The organism is Streptomyces sp. PH10-H1, from assembly GCF_030063355.1.
GTDB lineage: Bacteria > Actinomycetota > Actinomycetes > Streptomycetales > Streptomycetaceae > Actinacidiphila.
Genome location: NZ_JASISZ010000046.1, coordinates 1 through 18669 on the forward strand (window position 1 = coordinate 1; position 18669 = coordinate 18669).

Annotated in this window: 14 protein-coding genes and 1 pseudogene; 3 read left to right on the top strand and 12 right to left on the bottom strand. The window is 69.5% G+C overall.

Going from position 1 to position 18669, the window contains the following annotated elements; genetic code table 11:
* Positions 1 to 658, bottom strand: a pseudogene (locus tag QMK24_RS25205) (IS701 family transposase); the annotation flags it as partial.
* Positions 659 to 766: 108 nt separating this feature from the next.
* Here QMK24_RS25205 and QMK24_RS25210 point away from each other — a divergent pair.
* A complete protein-coding gene (locus tag QMK24_RS25210; protein ID WP_283469060.1) occupies positions 767 to 1159 on the top strand; it encodes a RidA family protein in 393 nt (130 codons plus the stop codon).
* A 4-nt stretch (positions 1160 to 1163) separates the two neighbouring features.
* On the opposite strand, the gene QMK24_RS25215 is transcribed toward QMK24_RS25210, so the two are convergent.
* Positions 1164 to 2052 (bottom strand): IS5 family transposase gene (locus QMK24_RS25215; RefSeq protein ID WP_283469061.1). Its coding sequence is split into 2 segments (ribosomal slippage): positions 1164 to 1472 and positions 1474 to 2052, totalling 888 coding nucleotides; the frame shifts between segments, so codons are not numbered across the junction.
* Between the two features lie 45 nt (positions 2053 to 2097).
* Complete coding sequence (locus QMK24_RS25220; RefSeq protein ID WP_502962537.1) at positions 2098 to 3000, bottom strand: IS481 family transposase; 903 nt, start codon at positions 2998 to 3000, stop codon at positions 2098 to 2100.
* 235 nt (positions 3001 to 3235) lie between these two features.
* Here QMK24_RS25220 and QMK24_RS25225 point away from each other — a divergent pair, with 235 nt between their 5' ends.
* Positions 3236 to 4930 (top strand): sensor histidine kinase, encoded by a 1695-nt coding sequence (locus QMK24_RS25225; protein WP_283469062.1) that lies wholly within the window; start codon positions 3236 to 3238, stop codon positions 4928 to 4930.
* A gap of 30 nt (positions 4931 to 4960) precedes the next feature.
* Here the strand turns inward: QMK24_RS25225 and QMK24_RS25230 are convergent, their stop codons facing one another.
* The 8 genes from QMK24_RS25230 to QMK24_RS25265 form a co-directional block, all read right to left on the bottom strand.
* Positions 4961 to 5674 carry a response regulator gene (locus tag QMK24_RS25230; RefSeq protein WP_283469063.1) on the bottom strand — a complete coding sequence of 238 codons (714 nt, stop codon included), beginning with the start codon at positions 5672 to 5674 and terminating at the stop codon, positions 4961 to 4963.
* 104 nt (positions 5675 to 5778) lie between these two features.
* Positions 5779 to 6762: a carbamate kinase gene (locus tag QMK24_RS25235; RefSeq protein WP_283469064.1), complete on the bottom strand. Its 984-nt coding sequence runs from the start codon at positions 6760 to 6762 to the stop codon at positions 5779 to 5781.
* A 1-nt stretch (position 6763) separates the two neighbouring features.
* Positions 6764 to 7780: an ornithine carbamoyltransferase gene (gene argF, locus QMK24_RS25240; protein WP_283469065.1), complete on the bottom strand. Its 1017-nt coding sequence runs from the start codon at positions 7778 to 7780 to the stop codon at positions 6764 to 6766.
* A 44-nt stretch (positions 7781 to 7824) separates the two neighbouring features.
* Positions 7825 to 9075: an arginine deiminase gene (locus QMK24_RS25245; RefSeq protein WP_283469066.1), complete on the bottom strand. Its 1251-nt coding sequence runs from the start codon at positions 9073 to 9075 to the stop codon at positions 7825 to 7827.
* 35 nt (positions 9076 to 9110) lie between these two features.
* On the bottom strand, positions 9111 to 10586 hold the full coding sequence (locus QMK24_RS25250) for an amino acid permease (RefSeq protein ID WP_502962538.1): 1476 nt from the start codon (positions 10584 to 10586) through the stop codon (positions 9111 to 9113).
* Between the two features lie 79 nt (positions 10587 to 10665).
* Positions 10666 to 11583: a slipin family protein gene (locus QMK24_RS25255; RefSeq protein ID WP_283469067.1), complete on the bottom strand. Its 918-nt coding sequence runs from the start codon at positions 11581 to 11583 to the stop codon at positions 10666 to 10668.
* A gap of 151 nt (positions 11584 to 11734) precedes the next feature.
* A complete protein-coding gene (mgtA, locus tag QMK24_RS25260; protein ID WP_283469068.1) occupies positions 11735 to 14446 on the bottom strand; it encodes a magnesium-translocating P-type ATPase in 2712 nt (903 codons plus the stop codon).
* A complete protein-coding gene (locus QMK24_RS25265; protein WP_283469069.1) occupies positions 14443 to 16851 on the bottom strand; it encodes a phosphoketolase family protein in 2409 nt (802 codons plus the stop codon). The genes mgtA and QMK24_RS25265 overlap by 4 nt, the downstream gene beginning before the upstream one ends.
* 428 nt (positions 16852 to 17279) lie before the next feature.
* Between QMK24_RS25265 and QMK24_RS25270 the strand changes: the two genes are divergently transcribed.
* Positions 17280 to 17726, top strand: a complete 447-nt coding sequence (locus QMK24_RS25270) for a DUF5994 family protein (protein ID WP_349362000.1) — start codon at positions 17280 to 17282, stop codon at positions 17724 to 17726.
* Here the strand turns inward: QMK24_RS25270 and QMK24_RS25275 are convergent.
* On the bottom strand, positions 17668 to 18570 hold the full coding sequence (locus QMK24_RS25275) for a universal stress protein (protein ID WP_283469070.1): 903 nt from the start codon (positions 18568 to 18570) through the stop codon (positions 17668 to 17670). The two genes, QMK24_RS25270 and QMK24_RS25275, sit on opposite strands and share 59 nt — an antisense overlap.
* Between the last annotated feature and the right edge of the window lie 99 nt (positions 18571 to 18669).

The following is an 18669-nucleotide window of genomic DNA, read 5'->3' on the forward strand; positions in this document are numbered from 1 at the left end:
CCCCGTGCCGGAACGCGGCGGCGTCGCCGTATCCGGCGTCCGCGATGGCCAGCGGCACCTCGATGCCCCACGAGCGGGTCTCATCGAGCATGTCCAGGGCCAGCTGCCACTTCTCCACATGCCCGACCTGCTCGGGGATGCCGCACGATGCGCGGCGGGCGACCTTGACCGCATCGGCTTTCGACGAGGCCGGGTCCCAGGCCTGCGGCAGGAACAACCGCCAGTTGACCGCCGCCGAGGCGTGGTCGGACGCGAGGTGGAGTGAGACGCCGACCTGGCAGTTCGTGACCTTGCCTGCGGTGCCGGTGTACTACCGCGCCACACACGCCGAAGCCGTGCCGTCCTTGAGGAACCCGGTGTCGTCGAAGACCAGGGCCCTGGGCCCGATCGCCGCCTCCATCCGCCAGGCGAGCTGGGCCCGGATGTGCGCCGGATCCCAGGGACTGGTGGTGATGAAATTCGCCAGTGCCTGACGGTTCCCGTCCTGCCCGAGCCGGGCGGCCATCGGCTCGACCGACTTGCGCTGCCCGTCGGTCAGCAGTCCCCGCAGGTAGACCTGCCCCCACCGACGCTGATCCTTACGCGCAAACGGCTCGAACACCTCCGCCGCAAACGCCTCCAACTCACCACGCACACCAGCAATCTCGCCCGGAGTCACACACCCTCAACGCCACACCAGGCCCGCAGGACACGCACCACCCCAACCAACCTGACCAAGCCCTACTAGGGCCTGTTTCGAAAGTGCGGGATCTGGGAGCATGGTGCGATGGATCATGTTCGGCAGATCGTCAGTTCTGGCTCACCACTCGAACCCCAAATAGGGTTTTCCCGGGCAGTCCGCAAAGGGGCGCACGTCGCGGTCGCTGGGACTGCTCCCATCGGGGACGACGGGGCGACCGTGGGGCGAGGCGACGTCTATGCCCAGACTGTCAGGTGTCTGGACATCGCAGACGCCGCGTTGAAGGCAACAGGGGCGTCGCTGGGTGACGTCGTGCGGACCCGCATCATGCTCACCGACGTGACTCGATGGAAAGAAGCCGCGCGAGCGCACGGAGAGCGGTTCGCGTCGGTCCGTCCAGCCTGCACCTTCGTTGAGGTCTCACGCTTCATCGATCCCGACTGGCTCGTTGAAGTGGAGCTTGACGCCATTCTCGACTGACCTCCTAAAGTGCTGGTCGCAGCCACTCGTTGATGGCCGTGACCAGCACTTTGGCTTCGTAGCGGACGGCGAGCTTGTCGTACCTGGTGGCCACGGCACGGTGGCGCTTGAGGCGATTGATCCCGCACTCCACCGCGTGGCGCTCTTTGTAGTCGTCCTTGTCGAACTTCGGGGGCCGTCCGCCGAGGGAGCCGCGCTTCTTCCGGTTGGCGATCTGGTCGCGCTTCTGCGGGATGGTGCAACGGATGCCGCGTCGGCGAAGATGGTCGCGGTTGGCGCGGGAGCCGTACGCCTTGTCGGCGCGGACCTTGTTTCGGGCGGGTGCGTGGTCGTCCCGGGCCGAGCCGGGGAACCCGGATGCGGCCCAGGACGACCTGGAACTGTGGGGAGTCACCGCGCTGTCCGGCCGTGATTACCAGGGACATCGGCTTCTGGGCTTGCTCGACTGCGAGGTGGATCTTGGTCGTCAGTCCGCCGCGTGAGCGTCCGAGGCCGTGGTCGTCGGGCTCGGTGAACACACCGCCGGGCGGCTCGACCTGCAGATCCCCTTTTTTACGGGCGCCGGCCGCATGCTGGTGGGCGCGAGCGATCGTGGAGTCCACCGAGATGTCCCAGCTGATCAGCCCCTTCGCATCGGCGCGCGCCTGAAGCTGCTCGAAGATCCGGTGCCACGTGCCGTCCCGCTGCCAGCGCCGGAAGAGCCCGTACACCGTCTCCCAGGGCCCGTACCGCACAGGAAGGTCTCGCCACGGGACGCCAGCCCGGGTGCGGAACCGTATCCCGTCGATCAGCTGCCGCTTGCTGTGAACCGGAGGCCGACCAGGCTTGATGCCTATCGGCAACAACGGTTCCAGCACTGCCCACTGCGCGTCTGTCAGATTTCCCCGAGCCACGGGCCAAGATCATCCCAGGTCCTTGATCCACTTCTGAAACAGGCCCTAGGTGTACTGACCCGTGAGGTTGGGGACGCGGCTGGCGGGTGGTTGGCCCTTGAGCGCGGTGTGTCCGCGGTGGTGATTGTAGGTGTGGAGCCAGGCGGGGTAGGCGTCGCGTCGTTCAGTCTCGTTGCGGTAGGGCTGTGCGTAGGCCCATTCGTCGAGGAGGGTGCGGTTGAAGCGTTCGACTTTCCCGTTGGTCTGGGGCCGGTAGGGCCGGGTCCGCTTGTGTGAAATCCCTTGCCCTGCAAGGTAGTTGCGCCAGAGGTGGGATTTGTAGCAGGCGCCGTTGTCGGTCAGGACGCGTTCGACGGTGATACCGGCCTGGGCGATGAACACGTGGGCCCGCTGCCAGAATCCGACGGCGGTTTCCTTCTTCTCGTCGGTGAGGATCTCGCTGTAGGCGAGGCGGGAGTGGTCGTCGACGGCGTTGTGGAGGTAGCTGTATCCGGCTCCGGAGCGGTTCTTGCGGCCGGCCTGGCGTCCGAGGGTCTTGTGACCTCCGCCGTCGGGGATGTTGCGGAGCTTCTTGATGTCGACGTGCACCAGCTCGCCGGGCTTCTCGCGTTCGTAGCGGCGTATGACGCGGCCGGTGGCACGGTCCAGATGGGCCAGGCGGGCGAGGCGGTAGCGGGTCAGGACCCGGTGGACGGTCGCGGGGTTCAGCCCCAGGAGGTAGGCGATACGGGCCGGTCCCCACCGGCGGAGCACGCGGACCTTGATGATCCTTCGTTCGGTGCGGGTCGGGGTCCGGCGTGGGCTGTGGTGCGGGCGCGAGGACCGGTCGCTCATGCCGGCCTCGCCGAGCTCGCGGTACCGGGCAGCCCAGCGCCGAGCCGTCGTGGGTGCCGCCGTCCGCGAGGCCCTCGGCCTCACAACCGGCCCTCCCCGGTCCGCTGACGTCACGCAGTGACAGCGGGCGGCGACGTTGTGGTTACGCCGACCGTGCCGTGGCGAGCGCCCGTGCCGTGGCGAGCGCCGGGGATGGGCTGTGTGAGGCGGGGTAGGTGGCCACTGCAGCTCTGAGCGGAGGATCGATGGCGGTTTGACCGCTGCCGGTAGCCTGCAACGGGTGCCCAACCCATGGTGTGGATCTCCGTGTCTGCGGCGATGGCTGGGCAGCAGTCCTACGGAGGCCCAAATGACCGGCGAGGCAGCACAGCAGCGACCCAACCTCGGGCTGGACGAGCTGCAGGCACGTCTCGATCTGGCCAGAGAGGCCCAGGAACGGGTGCACAGCCTCCTGGAGGCGGTGCTCGCCGTGGGCCGGGAGCTGGAGCTCGAGCAGGCACTGCGGCAGATCGTCGATGCCGCTGTGGTGCTGGTGGACGCCCGTTACGGAGCGCTGGGGGTGATCGGCGACGGCCGGCGGCTGTCGCAGTTCATCACCGTGGGCCTGGACGAGGCCCAGATCGCGGCGATCGGCCCGTTGCCGCAGGGGCACGGTCTGCTGGGCGAGCTGATCAACCATCCCGTCCCCTTGCGCACGCCGAAGCTCTCCGAGCACCCCGCTTCGTACGGTTTTCCGGAGCACCACCCCCCGATGCACTCCTTCCTCGGGGTCCCCATCCGGGTGCGCGGCGAGGTGTTCGGCAACCTCTACCTCACGGAGAAACACGGCGGCGGCGAGTTCAACGGCGACGACGAGTCCGTACTGTCGACCCTCGCGGTGGCGGCCGGGGTCGCCATCGACAACGCGGAGCTGTACCGCGCGGCACGGCAGCGGGAGCGCTGGCTGGCCGCGAACGCGGAGGTGACTCGCTCCCTGCTCTCGGGCAGTCCGCAGGGCGAGGTGCTGCATCTGGTGGTCGACCATGCCCGGGAGATCGCCGAGGCGGATCTGGCCGTGATCGCGCTGCCGGTCGGCGAGTCCGGTGAACTGAGGGTGGAGCTCGCCGTCGGCGAGGGCGCCAAGGTGCACCAGGGCCTGCTGCTGCCCGGTGACGGCTCCTTCGTGGGCGCCGCACTGCGATCCGGACAGCCCATCATCAGCCCGGATGTCCAGGAGGACCCGAGGATCACAAAGGGTTCTCCGCGCTGGGAGGGCCTGGGCCCGGCGGTCGCGGTGCGGATGGGCACCGACGAGGGAGGAGTGCGCGGGGTGCTGATGCTGGCCCGCACGATGGGTGCCGCCGAGTTCACCGGACAGGAGTCCACGCCGCTGCTGGGCTTCGCCGGCCAGGCGGCGCTGGCGCTGGAACTGGCCGAGCGGCGCCGGGACGCGGAACAGATCGCCTTGCTCCAGGACCGCGACCGTATCGCCCGCGATCTGCACGATCTCGCGATCCAGCGGCTGTTCGCCACCGGAATGACCTTGCAGAGCGCGGAACGTTTCATCGAGCACCCGGAGGCGACCGAACGGGTGCAGCGGGCGGTGGACGACCTTGATGCGACCGTGAAGATCATCCGGTCGACGATCTTCGGACTGCGCGCACGCGGGCCTGGCAGGCACGGGCTGCGAGCCGGCATCGTCGAGGCCGTTGAGCGCGCGGTCCCCGCTCTCGGTTTCACCCCAGGTCTCCGGATGGAGGGCCTGCTGGACACCGAGGTTCCGTCCGAGATCGCCGGAAACCTCCTCGCCGTGCTCGCTGAGGCGCTGAGCAATACCGCCCGCCATGCACGGGCCCACAACGGCGAAGTGACCATCTCGGCGTCCCGCACCGATCTCACCCTCAGCGTCGTGGACGACGGCGTCGGCATCGCGGACGGGGTTTCCCGCAGCGGCCTGGCCAACCTGGCCGAACGGGCGCAGCGGTGCGGCGGGATCTTCACTGTCGAACGTGGTGCCGCAGGCGGTACCCGCCTGCTCTGGCGCGTTCCCCTGAAACGGAACTGATGGTCCGCCGGTACGGGTGACCCCGGTTCCTCACCGCCGCCTGTCGGCCGCCGGTGCTCCGTCACTCGTGGCGACGCGGTTGGCGTGGCCGGACAGCATGGCGGCCTGAATGCGTCGTTCGACCCCGAGTTTGGCCAGGATCCGGGAGATGTGATTCTTCACGGTCTTCTCGGCAAGGAAGATCTTCTGACCGATCTGACGGTTGGTCAGCCCCTCGCCGATCAGTGCCAGGATGGCCAGTTCCCGCTCGGTGAGCGAGGCGAGGACCGGATCGGGCCGCGCCTGGGGCTCCTGCTGACGGCGCAGGCTGTCCATCAGCCGTCCGGTGGTCGCCGGGTCGAGCATCGACTGGCCCGAGGCGACCGTGCGCACCGCAGCGACGAGGTCGGAACCCTTGATCTGTTTCAGGACATAGCCGGCGGCCCCGGCCATGATCGAGTCGAGCAGGGCGTCGTCATCGTCGAAGGAGGTCAGGATCAGGCAGGCGAGCTCCGGCATCGCCGAGCGCAGCTCCCGGCAGACCGTCACCCCGTCACCGTCCGGCAGTCGCATGTCGAGCACCGCGACGTGCGGGCGCAGCGCCGGGATCCGGACCAGCGCCTCGGCGCAGGTCGAGGCCTCGCCCACCACCGTGATGCCGTCCTCGGCCTCCAGCAGGTCGCGCACGCCGCGTCGGACCACCTCGTGATCGTCCAGCAGGAATACCTGGACCGGTGCTTCCACCGATGGGAGAGCCGCGTTCATTGGATTCCTCGCAGGATCGGACGGTCATGGACGGGCACGACAAATGGTCCACTAGCCGCAGCATGACTCGGACCCCACCCGTTGCACAGGGCCGACCGGCCCTTTTACAGCGTCGCGATGCCGGATCGTCGGGCGTCCGCGGCCGGAGCGTCCACGGATGAGGTGTCACCCTGTCGCGTGCGCCCGGCCGTGATCGTGGTTCCCGCGGTGCCGTTCAGGACCGCGGTCGCCTCGGACAGCGATCCGATGGCGGCCGACCGGCCGGTGGCCGATACGAAATGGCGGCAGGCCGCGATCTTGGGACCCATGGAGCCGGCGGGGAAGTGCAGGCCCGCCGGCTCGTCGAGGTCCAGGTGGTCCAGCGGAGCGGCCTGGGGGGTGCCGAAGTGCTCCATCACCGCCGGGACGTCGGTAAGCACCAGCAGCCGGTCCGCGTGCACGGCGATCGCGAGGAGGGCCGAGGTGGCGTCCTTGTCGACGACGGCCTCCGCTCCCTGTAGCCCTCCCGCTCCGTCATCGATGACCGGTGCTCCGCCGCCGCCACCGCAGATGACCACCGTCCCGGCGTCCAGCAGCCGCGTGATCGAGGCCTGTTCGACGATCCGCTGCGGGTCGGGCGAGGGGACGACCCGTCGCCACCGGTCCCCGTCGGCGGCGACGGCCCAGCCGTTCCGGTCGGCCAGCACCAATGCGCGCCGATGGTCGTAGACGGGTCCGATGAACTTCGTCGGTGCGGCGAAGGCCGGGTCGGACGGATCGACCAGCGTCTGGGTGATGAGGCTGAGGACCGGCTTGGTCACCCCGGCGTTGCGCAGGCATTGGGCCAGCCAGTAGCCGATCATTCCCTGGGTCTGGGCGACGAGAACGTCCAGCGGGTAGGGGCGGGTCAGCGCGGGGTCGGATTCGCTCTCGCGGGAGAGCATGCCGACCTGCGGACCGTTCCCGTGACAGATGATCAGCTCGTGATGCTCGGCCAGCGGGGCGAGAGCCTGGGCGGCGGCGCGGACATGGTCGAGTTGGATGCCGGCGTCGGGCCTCTCGCCGCGTCGCAGGAGAGCGTTGCCGCCGAGGGCGGCCACGATGCGCATCTCAGCGGCCGAGCGCGGCGACGAGGACGGCCTTGATGGTGTGCAGCCGGTTCTCCGCCTGGTCGAAGACGATCGAGCGCGGTGATTCGAAGACGTCGTCGGTGACCTCCGCACCGTCCAGGCCGTGCTGGTCGAACAGCCGCTTGCCGAGCTGGGTGCTGCGGTCGTGAACGGAGGGCAGGCAGTGCAGGAACTTGGTACCGGGCTTACCGGAAGCCTGCATGACCTTCTCGGTGACCCGGTACGGCAGCAGCAGCGGGATGCGGGCGTTCCACTGCTCATCCGATTCGCCCATGCTGACCCAGACGTCGGTGTAGACGAAGTCGGCGCCGGCCACCGCCTGTTCGACGTCGTCGGTCACCAGCACCCGGGCGCCACTGGCCTCGGCGAGGCGTTCGGCGGTGGCGATGACGTCAGCGGGGGGCCACAGGTCGCGGGGCGCGGCTATGCGGACGTCCATGCCCAGCAGCGCGCCGGTGACCAGCAGCGAACGGGCGACGTTGTTGCGTCCGTCGCCGAGGAAGCAGTAGGCGATCTGCTCCAGCGGGCCCGGGTGGTGCTCGGTCATGGTGAGAATGTCGGCGAGCATCTGGGTGGGGTGCCAGGAGTCGGTGAGTCCGTTCCACACCGGTACTCCGGCGTGGTCGGCGAGCTGCTCGACGGTGTCCTGGGCGAATCCGCGGAACTCGATGCCGTCGAACATGCGGCCCAGCACGCGGGCGGTGTCGCGGATCGACTCCTCGCGTCCGATGTGGGAGCCCTCCGGGCCCAGGTAGGTGACATGGGCGCCCTGGTCGTAGGCAGCCGTCTCGAATGCGCAGCGGGTGCGGGTGGAGCTCTTCTCGAAGACCAGCGCGATGTTCCGACCGGTCAGCGCGGGCCGCTCGGCACCTTCAGCCTTCGCGGTCTTGAGCCTCCTGGCCTCGTCGACCAGCGCCAGGAACCTGGTTTTGTCCAGGTCGAGTTCCTTGAGCAGGGATCCGGGGCGGCGGTGGGGTGCGGTCTGCGTGACAGTCATGAAGGTGGTCCTTACGTCGGGGGTGCGCGGTGCGGTGCAGGGGTTCAGATGCCGTCGCGCCGGGTGGGGCAGGTCATACACCGGGCGCCGCCCCGGCCGCGGCCCAGTTCGCTGCCGGGGATGGCGATGACCTCGATCCCGTTCTCGCGCAGCATGGAGTTGGTCACGGTGTTGCGCTCGTAACCGACGACGACGCCGGGTGCGAGGGTGAGGAAGTTGTTGGCGTCGTCCCACTGCTCACGCTCGGCGGCCCTGGAGTCCTCGTCGGCGGACAGGACGCGGAGCGAGTCGACGCCCAGGGCGTCGGCGATGGCGGCGAACAAGTCGTCGCGCGGCTCGACGTGCAGGGCCCCGGTGTCGTGCTCGACGGTCTCCTCGGGGTCGGCGGGGACGATCACCCAGGTCCGCAGGTTCTTCGGGTCGAGGTAGGGGTAACGGACGAAGGTGTCCACGTCGATCATGGTCAGGACGGTGTCCAGGTGCATGAAGGCATGTGACTTGGGGAGCTGGACAACGATCACGGTGGTGGCCTGCCGGCTGCGGAACAGTTCCCTCGCCAGAATCTCCACACCCATCGCGGTGGTGCGCTCCCCCATCCCTATCAGCACAACACCCCGCCCCAGGACGTGGATGTCTCCGCCTTCCAGGGTGGCGGGCTGGTGGCTGACGTCGTCGTTGCCGACGTAGACCGGGAAGGTCGCGTCGGCGAACAGCGGATGAAACCCGTACACGGCCCGGCTGTGCAGGGACTCGCGCTGCCTGGCGGCCTTGGCCATCGGGTTGATGGTCACACCACCGTAGATCCAGGCCGAGTTGTCGCGCTGGAACAGGGTGTTGGGCAGCGGCGCCAGGACGAAGTCGTCCAGGTCCAGGGTCTGCCAGCGCAGGCTGCGCACCTGGAGCGGTGAGAGATCCGCCCGGGTCACTCCCCCTATGAGCAACTCGGCCAGCGTGACCGGATCGGCCTCGTCGGCAAGTCGGCGCAGCGGTCCGGCCAACGTGGGCCCGACCTGCTCGGGAGTACAAATGCGGTCCAGGACGAACGCCCGCGCCTGCGGGAGTTTCATCGTCTCGGCGAGGAGCGTGTCGAAATGATGCACCGTCACGCCCCGGTCGCGGAGCACCTGGTTGAACGTGTCATGCTCCTCTCGGGCCTTCGCGGCCCACAGCACGTCGTCGAAGAGCAGCTCGTCGCAGTTGCCGGGCGTCAGTCGGCTGAGTTCCAGCCCGGGGCGGTGGACGATGGCCTCACGCAGCCGGCCGACTTCGGAATGCACACCGAGGGTTCGGGTCACAGCGGTCTCCTTGAAAGGGTGGGTCAAGTGGACGCTCAGGCGTGCCGGGTCGGGGCGGGGGTGGCCGCGCTGTCGAAGGGGACGACCGGGCTCTCTCCGTACTCGCCGCGGCCCACCTTGAGCCAGATGTACACGGGCAGGCCCAGGAGCAGGCAGAACAGGCCGTAGTAGACGGCCTGATAGCCGCTTCCGGCCAGGGACCAGAACGCGAACGCCAGCGCGACACCGGAGACACCGCAGTCGCGAACCAGGTGGGACCACTGCGTCTGCCGCCCCCGGGTGAGCAGCCAGTACAGCTGCGCGCCCGCGCTGAACAGGTAGGGGATGACGGCGGTGACGACCGACAGCAGCACCAGCGTGGTGAAGACCTTCTCGAACTGGGTGTAGCTGACGGCGGTCAGTACCGAGGCGAGCAGGGTGGATCCGACGATGCCGACCACCGGGATCCCTCGGCGGGTGCGGCCGAAAGCCGCCGGGAACAGCCCGTCCTTGGCGGCGGCCATCGGCATCTCGGCCACGATCAGAGTCCAGCCGATCAGGCAGCCGAGACCGGAGACGATCGCGGCGACGGCGACGGCCTGGCCGGCCCACTGGCCGCCGAAGATGGCGTTGGCCGAGTCGGTGAAGGGCGCGGTGGACTTCCGCAGGTCCGCGTTGGACACGGTGCCGAAGACCGTCAGTGTGCCCAGGATGTAAACCACCGCGCACCCGATGGTGCCCAGCACGGTGGCCCGGCCGACGTTGCGCTGCGGATCGCGGACCCGGCCGGCGGCCACCGACGCGGTCTCGATGCCGAGGTAACTGAACAGGGCGATGGCGGCCGCGGCGGAGATCGCCGCACCCGTCGAGGTACCGCTGGCGTTGAAGGAGCCGAAGTTGTGCGCCTTGATGAACAGCAGGCCGATGGTGGCCATGAACAGCAGCGGCACGAACTTCAGCACGGTGGTCACGTTCTGGGTGACGGCCATGCTGCGTACGCCGGACAGGTTGATGACCGCCGGGATCCACAGACCGGCCATGGCGATGGCGATCGACCAGACCTTGGCGTGTCCGGTGTTCCAGAACACCTCGACATAGCCGACCCAGGCCACCACGATGGCGGCGTTGCCCGCCCACGCCGTGATCCAGTACGACCAGGCGTTGAGGAATCCGGCGAAGTCACCGAACGCGTCCCTGGCGTACACATACGGGCCGCCGGACCCCGGCACCCGCTTGGACAGCGAGCCGAACGTGAACGCCAGGGCCAGCGCGCCGAGGGTGACCAGCACGAAGGCGACCAGGCTGATCGGACCGTACGGGGCGAGGGCGGTCGGCAGCGCGAACACCCCGGTACCGATCACCGAACCGATGACCAGTGCGGTGGCGGTCGGCAGGCCGAACTTCTGTCTCGTCGCCATCTTCGCCGGCCCGTCCGGAGGACCGGGGGCGGCATCAGGCGCCGACGGCACCTCGGAGGCATCGTCCCTGGGGGCGTCGTCCTGGGGGGCGTCGTCCTTCATGTGGATGGCCATGTGCGTCTTCCTCGCTGCTCATTGCTTCCGGGGTCGGCGGGCCGGTCCCGTCGAACGTCAACCACCTTTCGGGCAACGCCTATCGGCCGGTGCCCTGGGGTGCGCCGTTGAGCGCGGGACTCGGCATCGCAGCCGCGGCAGCTGTCGGGGCAGCAAGGGGTTCCGCTGACGGCGGGGATGCCGGGGATACGGCGGATGCCGGGGATACGTCCACCGGGACGGGCGGGGTCGCGGCGGCGACCTCACGGGCGAGGAAGGAGCCCAGCTCGCCGATGGTGCTCATCAGCGGGGCGGGGAAGACGACGGTGGTGTTCTTGTCGACGCCGATCTCTACCAGACTCTGCAGATTGCGCAGCTGCAGCGCCAGCGGGTGGGCCATCATGATGTCCGAGGCGTCGCCCAGGGCCGCTGCGGCCAGGGACTCGCCCTCGGCGTTGATGATCTTCGCTCGCTTCTCCCGCTCGGCCTCGGCCTGACGGGCCATCGCCCGCTTCATACTGTCGGGCAGTTGGATGTCCTTGAGCTCCACCAACGTGACCTCTACGCCCCACTCGACCGTGGTGACGTCGAGGATCTCGCGGATGTCCAGATTGATCGTGTCGGTCTCGGACAGCGTCTCGTCGAGGGTGTGCTGGCCGACGACCTTGCGCAGCGTCGTCTGGGCGATCTGGTTGATGGCGGCGTGGACGTTCTCGATGGCCACGACGGACTTCACCGGGTCCACCACCCGGAAGTACGCGACAGCCGAGACGTCCACGCTGACGTTGTCGCGGGTGATGATGCCCTGGGACTGGATCGGCATGGTGACGATCCGCAGCGACACCCGGTGCATGACGTCGATGAACGGGATGATGATGCGGAGTCCGGGCTCCCGCGCGCCGAGCACGCGTCCCAGCCGGAAGAGCACCCCCTGCTCGTACTGCTTGACGATCTTCACTGCCAGTGCGAGGAGCAGCAGGAGTATCAGTACGACGACGATGATGATCAGAACGGCCATGGTGTGCCTCTGTTCGGATTCCGGTCGGTTCACGGCGGGGGCCGTTGGCACCATCCTCAGGCGGCGGCGTTCCTGGACGCAGGGCCTGCCGGGGCCGGGGTGGCGGGCCGTTGGTCCCGAAGACCGGGGCTGACCGGCGAGGAAGCCGGTATCAGGGGTGCTGGGGCGGGAGGGGTCCGCGGTGGCTGAAGCGGGCGGCGCGCCGCTGGATGCGGTGCCGCAGCGTGCGGGTGCGGGCCCGCGGCCTGGTGGGCCGGGCTTCGAGACGGCTGAAGAAGATCTGCTTGACCGCCTCGATCAGGGCCACGTAGAGGACGGTCATCACAGCGAGGGCCAGGAAGAAGCCGACCGGGAGCGCCTGGAAGCCGAGGGTGTCCGCGAGCGGTGACATCGGCAGAGCGACGCCCAGAGCCACGACGCCCAGCGCGGCGGCCAGCAGCGGGCGGCTGGGCCGGCTGCGGAAGAACGGGACCCGGCGGGTGCGGATCGCGAAGATGACCAGTGTCTGGGTGGCCAGCGATTCCACGAACCAGCCGGAGCGGAAGAGAGCGGGACCCGCGTGGAAGATCCCGATCATCACCCAGAAGGTGAGGAAGTCGAAGGCCGAACTGACCGGGCCGAAGACCAGCATGAAGCGGCGGATGAAGCCGATGTCCCAGTGCGAGGGCGCCCGCAGCTGCTCCTCGTCGACGTGGTCGGTGGGAATGGTCAGCTGACTGGCGTCGTAGAGCAGGTTGTTGAGCAGGATCTGGGAGGGCAGCATCGGCAGGAACGACAGCACCAGCGAGGCGCCGGCGGCGCTGAACATGTTGCCGAAGTTGCTGGAGGTGCCCATCAGCACGTACTTGATGGTGTTGGCGAAGATCCGGCGGCCTTCGGCGACACCGTCGGCCAGCACCCCGAGGTCCTTCTCCAGCAGCAGGACGTCGGCCGCGTCCTTGGCCACGTCGGTGGCGGTGTCCACGGAGATCCCGACATCGGCCGCGTGCAGAGCCAGGGCGTCGTTCACCCCGTCGCCCAGGAACCCGATGTCCCGGCCGCGGCGGCGCAGCGCGCCGACGATCCGTGCCTTGTCCTGCGGGGAGACCCGGGCGAAGACGGTGGCCTCCTCGGCCGCCTCCGTCAGCTGCGCGTCGTCCATCGCCTCGATGTCACGACCGGTCAGGGCCCGGCCGGAGGGCAGCCCGAGGTCGGCGCAGACCTTCTGGGCGACCAGCGCGTTGTCCCCGGTGCAGATCTTCACGGTGATTCCGAGCCCGGCCAGCCGCCGCAGTGAATCAGCCGCCCCCGCCTTCGGCGGATCGAGGAAGACCAGGAACCCGGCCAGCCGCAGACCCGACTCGTCCCCGGGAGCGATACCGGTGAGCGGGCCGGCGTCCTTGGTGGCCACGGCGACCACCCGGCTGCCGGCCGCGAAGCGGGCCTTGAGCACCGCGGCGGCCTGTTCGGGTACCTGCAGGCAGCGTGCCAAGACCTGTTCCGGGGCGCCTTTGGCGACCAGAAGGCGGCTGCCGTCCGGGTGTTGGAGGAGGGTGGAGGTCAGTTGCCGCTCGTGGTCGAAGGGCAGCACGGCCAGCCGGCGGACACCGTCAGGTGTCCGCTCGGCGGCGCCTTCGGCCTGCCACAGGGCGCTGTCCAGCGGGTTGCCGCCCAGATGGTCGCCACCGGGTTCGCCCTCGGTGGCCAGGAGACCCAGCCGCAGTACGTCAGGGGCGTCGGTTCCCACGGGGTCCAGGGCGGCCTGGAAGCTGATCCGGCCCTCGGTCAGGGTACCGGTCTTATCGGTGACCAGCACATCCATGTCGCCCAGGTCCTCGATGCACACCAGGCGCTTGACCAGGACCTTGCGCTTGGCCAGTTGCCGCGATCCGGTGGCCAGACTGGTGCTGACCACGGCGGGAAGCAATTGCGGGGTGATGCCCACCGCGATCGCAAGGGAGAAGAGCAGCGCGTCCAGCAGCGGCCGCTGCAGTACCAGGTTGATCGCGAAGATGGCCGTGGTCAGCACGACCGCGACCTTGAGCAGCAGCATGGAGAAGCGGCGCAGCCCGGTCTGGAAGTCGGTCTCGGGCTGGCGCTCCCCCAGTCCCAGGGCGATGCGTCCGAACTCGGCGTCCCCGCCGGTGGCCACGACCACCGCGGTGGCGGCGCCCGCGTGGACCACCGTTCCCATCAACGCACAGGAGGTGAGCTCGGCCAACGCGACACCTTCGGGCACCGGAGCGGTGCTCTTGTCGACCGGTGCGGACTCGCCGGTGAGCACGCTTTCGTCGCAGGCGAAAGCGGTGCACTCCAGCAGCCGCAGATCCGCTGGCACCACCTGGCCCAAGGTCAGACGCACCACGTCGCCCGGGACCAGCTCGGTGACATCCACCTCCACCGCGGCGGGAGCCGGTCCCGTCTCGTCCGGCTCAACGCTCCTGGCGTCTTGGACGTCGGCGCCGTGCGGTGCCTCCCGCGCGCGGGAGGGGGCGGCACGCAGGACGACGGTGGTGTGCCGTACCCGTGAGTGCAGGGCCTCGGCGGCTTTCTCGGCACGCAGCTCGTTGGCGAAGCCCAGCAGGACACTGAGCACCAGAATCACGCCGATGATGACCGCGCCGGCCCGCTCGCCGAAGGCGAACGACAGCGCGGCGGTGGCGGCGAGCAGCAGAAGCAGGGCGCTGCGCAACTGGCGGCCCAGCACGGCCCAGACGCGGACGTGATGCGAGCGGACCGCGTTGGGCCCCACCACGGCGAGCCGCTCACGGGCCTCGGAGGCGGACAGCCCCCGCGGACCGCTGTGCAGTGCGTCCAGGACGTCCTGGACGCTGCGTGCGGCGGCCTCTGCCACCCGTATGCCGGCTCCCGCGGAGTCGGTCACATCCAGGTCCAGTCCTGGACCTCGGGCATGTCCTCCAAGTGCTCGCGAATGTAGTGGTGGTGGCGTTCCAGCATGGCGCGGCAGTACTCCGCCAGCCGCGTTCCGCCTTCGGGTGCGCGCCGGGAGCGGCGCAGGGCCTCCAGTACGAGGTGGTAGCGGCTCATGCCGTTGAGGACGACCATGTCGAAGGGTGTGGTGGTGGTGCCCTGCTCGTTGAAGCCGCGGACGTGGAAGCGGCCGGGGGCGGTGCGTCCGTGCAGGAGCTCGTGGACGGCCCTGGGGTAACCGTGGAAGGCGAACACCACATCCGTGCTGGTGGTGAAGAGCTCGTGGAACTTCTCGTCGGTGAAGCCGTGCGGGTGGTCGTCGGCGGGGAGCAGGCCCATCAGGTCGACGACATTGACCGTGCGCACCCGCAGGTACGGAACGTACTCGCGGAGCAGCCGGGCGGCGGCGAGGGTCTCCAGGGTGGGAACGTCTCCGGCGGCGGCGAGCACGATGTCGGGTTCGTCGCGCAGGCTCGGGTCCTCCGTCTCGGTTCCGGCCCAGTTCCACACCGACGCTCCGGCGGCGCAGTGCGCGTCGGCCTCGGCCAGGCTGAGGTACTGCAGATGCGGCTGCTTGTCGACGACGATGAGGTTGACGTGGTCGCGGCTGCGCAAGCAGTGGTCGGCGATGGACAAGGTGGTGTTGGCGTCCGGCGGCAGCCAGATCCGCACCACGGCGGGAGCGAGTGGGATCGCGGTGTCGATCAGGCCCGGTCCCTGGTGGGAGAAGCCGTTGTGGTCGTTGCGCCAGCAGGTGGAGGTGAGCAGCACGTTCAAGGAGGCCACCGGCTCGCGCCAGGGCAGATCGGCGGCGTGCTGGAGCCATTTGGTGTGCTGGATCAGCATGGAGGCGGAGACCATGGCGAAGGCTTCGTAGGTGGCGAACAACCCATGGCGGCCCGACAGGAGGTAGCCCTCGAGCCAGCCTTCGCACAGGTGCTCCGAGAGGACCTCCATGACCCGGCCCTCGGGGGACAGATGGTCGTCGGTGGGCAGGACGGGCGCCTGCAGGCAGCGGTCCGTGGCCTCGAAGACGGCTTGGAGCCGGTTGCTGGCGGTCTCGTCCGGGCAGAAAAGCCGGAAGGTGCCGCCGCCGTCGGACTCCCGGGTGGTGGCGGTGTACACATCGCGCAGCAGGGCACCCAGCGGCCGGGTGTTCTCGTGCTCCAGGACCCCGGGTTTGTCCACGGCCAGGGCGTAGCGCTCCAGCGCCGGGAGGTCCAGGTCCCGCAGCAGGCGGCCGCCGTTGGCGTACGGCGTCGCAGCCATGCGCTTGTCGCCCTCGGGTGCGAGCGCCGCCAGTTCCGGCACGAGCCGGCCATCGGCGTCGAACAGGGTCTCCGGGCGGTAGGAACGCAACCACTGCTCCAGCCGACGCAGGTGGTCCGGGTTCTCACGGACCTTCGAGAGGGGGACCTGGTGCGCGCGGTAGGTGCCTTCGACCTGGACGTCGTCCACGACGTCGGGGCCGGTCCAGCCCTTGGGGGTGCGCAGGATGATGGCCGGCCACCGGGCGGGCCTGAAGTCGGCAACCGCGGGAGCGGGGGGCCCGGTGCGGGCCTGTTGCTGGATCGCGCGGATACGGGAGTGGGCGGCGGACATCGCGTGATGGAGGTCGGTGAACACCGTCGCCGGATCGTCGCCGCCGACCACGACCGGGTCCCAGCCCTGTGAGGAGAGCAGGCCGATGACGTCGGCGTCCTCCGCCCGGCCCAGCACCGTGGGGCCCGAGATCTTGTAGCCGTTCAGGTGCAGGATGGGCAGCACCGCGCCGTCGCGGCGGGCGTTGAGGAACGCGGGGATCTTCCAGGACGCGGCCAGCGGCCCGGTCTCGGCCTCCCCGTCGCCGACCACGCAGGCGACCACCAGATCGGGGTGGTCGAACGCGGCCCCTGCGGCGTGGGCCAGCGCATAGCCCAGCTCTCCGCCCTCGTGGATGCTCCCGGGTGTCTGCACACTGACGTGGCTGGGCACTCCACCGGGCGTGGAGAACTGCCGCACCAGCGCGGTCAGACCGTCCAGGCCCGCCGGGATGTGCGGGTAGACCTCGCTGTAGGTGCCCTCCAGATAGGCGTTCGCCAGCAGCGCCGGGCCACCGTGGCCCGGACCTGTCACATAGAGGCAGTCGGCGTCGGTGGTGCGGATGAGCCGGTTCAGCAGGGTGTAGATCATCGACAGGCCCGGGCTGGTGCCCCAATGGCCCAGCAGCCGGGGCTTGACGTCGTCGGCGGTGAGTGGTTCGCGCAGCAGCGGGTTGGACTTCAAGTAGATCTGGGCGACCGTCAGATAGTTGGCCGCCGCCCACCACCGCAGGTCCAACTCCCGGTCGCGGTCGGCGTACTCCTGCTCTCCGGTCATCGGTGTGTTTGTCGGCGTGGTGCGCTCCACTGTTCCCATCCCCTCATCCGGGTGGTGCGTGACTGACTCCATCGATACCGCGACGGCGCCCGGCTCTCCCGCTCTGTGGAACGGGTCGTCCCATTGGCTCCTCGGCCGTCTCCACCGTAGAGCCGGCCGAAGATCTCCCCCCAGTGCCGGACGGGTCCTGGGAAGGGACCGTTCGGCCCCCTCCCGGGCGACGCGGGGCATCGGGTGTGGGGCGTGGCACGCGATCCCGGACCGGACATGAGGTGAACCAGGACCGGTCGGCGGCGATCCAGGGACGGGTCGGCCCTCGTACCCGGGCACTTCGGGGGCCAGGCTCGGAGGTATGAGCCGCGACGGCTCATCGCCGGATGGACGCAGCCGTGAACCACCCGTCACACCTCGAGAACAGGGAGACACCGATGGCGACTTCAGTTCTTGCCACGCGCTCGCACGAAGGCGCAGAACAGACACTCCGCCTTCAACTGGCGCGCCACGGCGACCATCCCGGCATCCTGGACGGGGCCTGGTGGCCCCACTCCCGTGATCTGGCCCGGGAACTTCCGGTACTGCTCGCCGTCCTCGACCCGCTCTGGGGACGCATCACTCACGCCTCCGTACACCGGGCGACCTGGCCGCACATCCCCGGCAAGGTGCCGGCAGCGGGGCACATCCTGCGCCTGGGCTGGTTCGACGCCGAACAGGACGCGCACACGATCAGCCTGCTCTCCTATACGGTCGGCCGCTGGGACCTGCTGGTCGTCCCCCCGCCACGATCCTGCTACCTGCCGCGTCGCCGGGCAGCGGCTCTCAGTCGTGCGGGACGACGGCGACCGGCGCGTCGCAGTGGTGCAGTACCGCGTGGGTGATGGGGCCGATGTGCGTACCGATCGCCGAGTGGTTGGTGCGGCGGCCGACGACGACGAGGGAAGCACCGGATGCCGCCTCCACCAGATGCTCGGCCGACCTGCCGATCACGGCCTGTGCGGTCACTTCGACGCCGGGGAACTTGTCCCGCCACGGCCGCAGCGCCTCGGTCAGCGCACCCTCCTCCTGCGCCGCGAACTCGGCGTCCAGTCCGGGATCCAGGACTCCCGGGCAGTAGCCGTAGACCGACGGCGGCTTCCAGCCGTGGATGACGCGCAGCGTGGCACCGCGCTGGGCCGCGGCGACGAAGGCGAACTCCACCAGCCCCTCGCACGGCCTGGTGGGATCCAGCCCGAGCACCACGTCCCGGTACGGGGTGGCATTCGACGCCAGTCCGTTCGCGTCGGGCAGGTGCTCGTCCTCCGCCGCCTCCCCCGGCCGCACCAGAACGACCGGCCGCTCGGCGTGAGCGACGGTGGCCTGCGCGACGGATCCGACGAAGAAGCCGGCGATGCCGCTGAGTCCCCGGGAGCCGAGGACCAGCAGTTCGGCCTCCTCGGCCACGACGGGCAGGACCGCTGCGGGCCGACCCGTCAGCTGGTCCGCAGTGATCTCCAGGCCCGGGTGGCCGCGCCGGAGATCGGCGGTGGCGTCGCGCGGAATCCGCTCGGCCCAATGCTGTTGCGTCTCGGCAGCCGCGATGGGTGCCTGGGCGGTGGGATGCCGTTCCCAGACGTGGACGACCCGCAACGGCATTCCGCGCCGCAGCGCTTCGCGGGCGGCCCAATGGGCGGCGGTCATGCTTTCGGGAGAGCCGTCCAGGCCGACGGTGACGGTACGGGACATGATGCCTGCCTCAGGTCGGAAAGCCGCGGGATGTTCACCGGCTGGGGGATGTTTACTTCCAGCCTCGGTGCTGCCGGGCGCCGGGAGCAGGGGCCGCAA

Bases quoted from the DNA above. Each gene is read 5' to 3' on its own strand.
- QMK24_RS25250 (WP_502962538.1), bottom strand. From the start codon at position 10,586: ATGGCCATCCACATGAAGGACGACGCCCCCCAGGACGACGCCCCCAGG.
- QMK24_RS25235 (WP_283469064.1), bottom strand. From the start codon at position 6,762: ATGCGCATCGTGGCCGCCCTCGGCGGCAACGCTCTCCTGCGACGCGGC.
- QMK24_RS25230 (WP_283469063.1), bottom strand. From the start codon at position 5,674: ATGAACGCGGCTCTCCCATCGGTGGAAGCACCGGTCCAGGTATTCCTG.
- QMK24_RS25255 (WP_283469067.1), bottom strand. From the start codon at position 11,583: ATGGCCGTTCTGATCATCATCGTCGTCGTACTGATACTCCTGCTGCTC.
- QMK24_RS25270 (WP_349362000.1), top strand. From the start codon at position 17,280: ATGGCGACTTCAGTTCTTGCCACGCGCTCGCACGAAGGCGCAGAACAG.
- QMK24_RS25265 (WP_283469069.1), bottom strand. From the start codon at position 16,851: ATGACCGGAGAGCAGGAGTACGCCGACCGCGACCGGGAGTTGGACCTG.
- QMK24_RS25225 (WP_283469062.1), top strand. From the start codon at position 3,236: ATGACCGGCGAGGCAGCACAGCAGCGACCCAACCTCGGGCTGGACGAG.
- QMK24_RS25210 (WP_283469060.1), top strand. From the start codon at position 767: ATGGATCATGTTCGGCAGATCGTCAGTTCTGGCTCACCACTCGAACCC.
- argF (WP_283469065.1), bottom strand. From the start codon at position 7,780: ATGACTGTCACGCAGACCGCACCCCACCGCCGCCCCGGATCCCTGCTC.
- QMK24_RS25275 (WP_283469070.1), bottom strand. From the start codon at position 18,570: ATGTCCCGTACCGTCACCGTCGGCCTGGACGGCTCTCCCGAAAGCATG.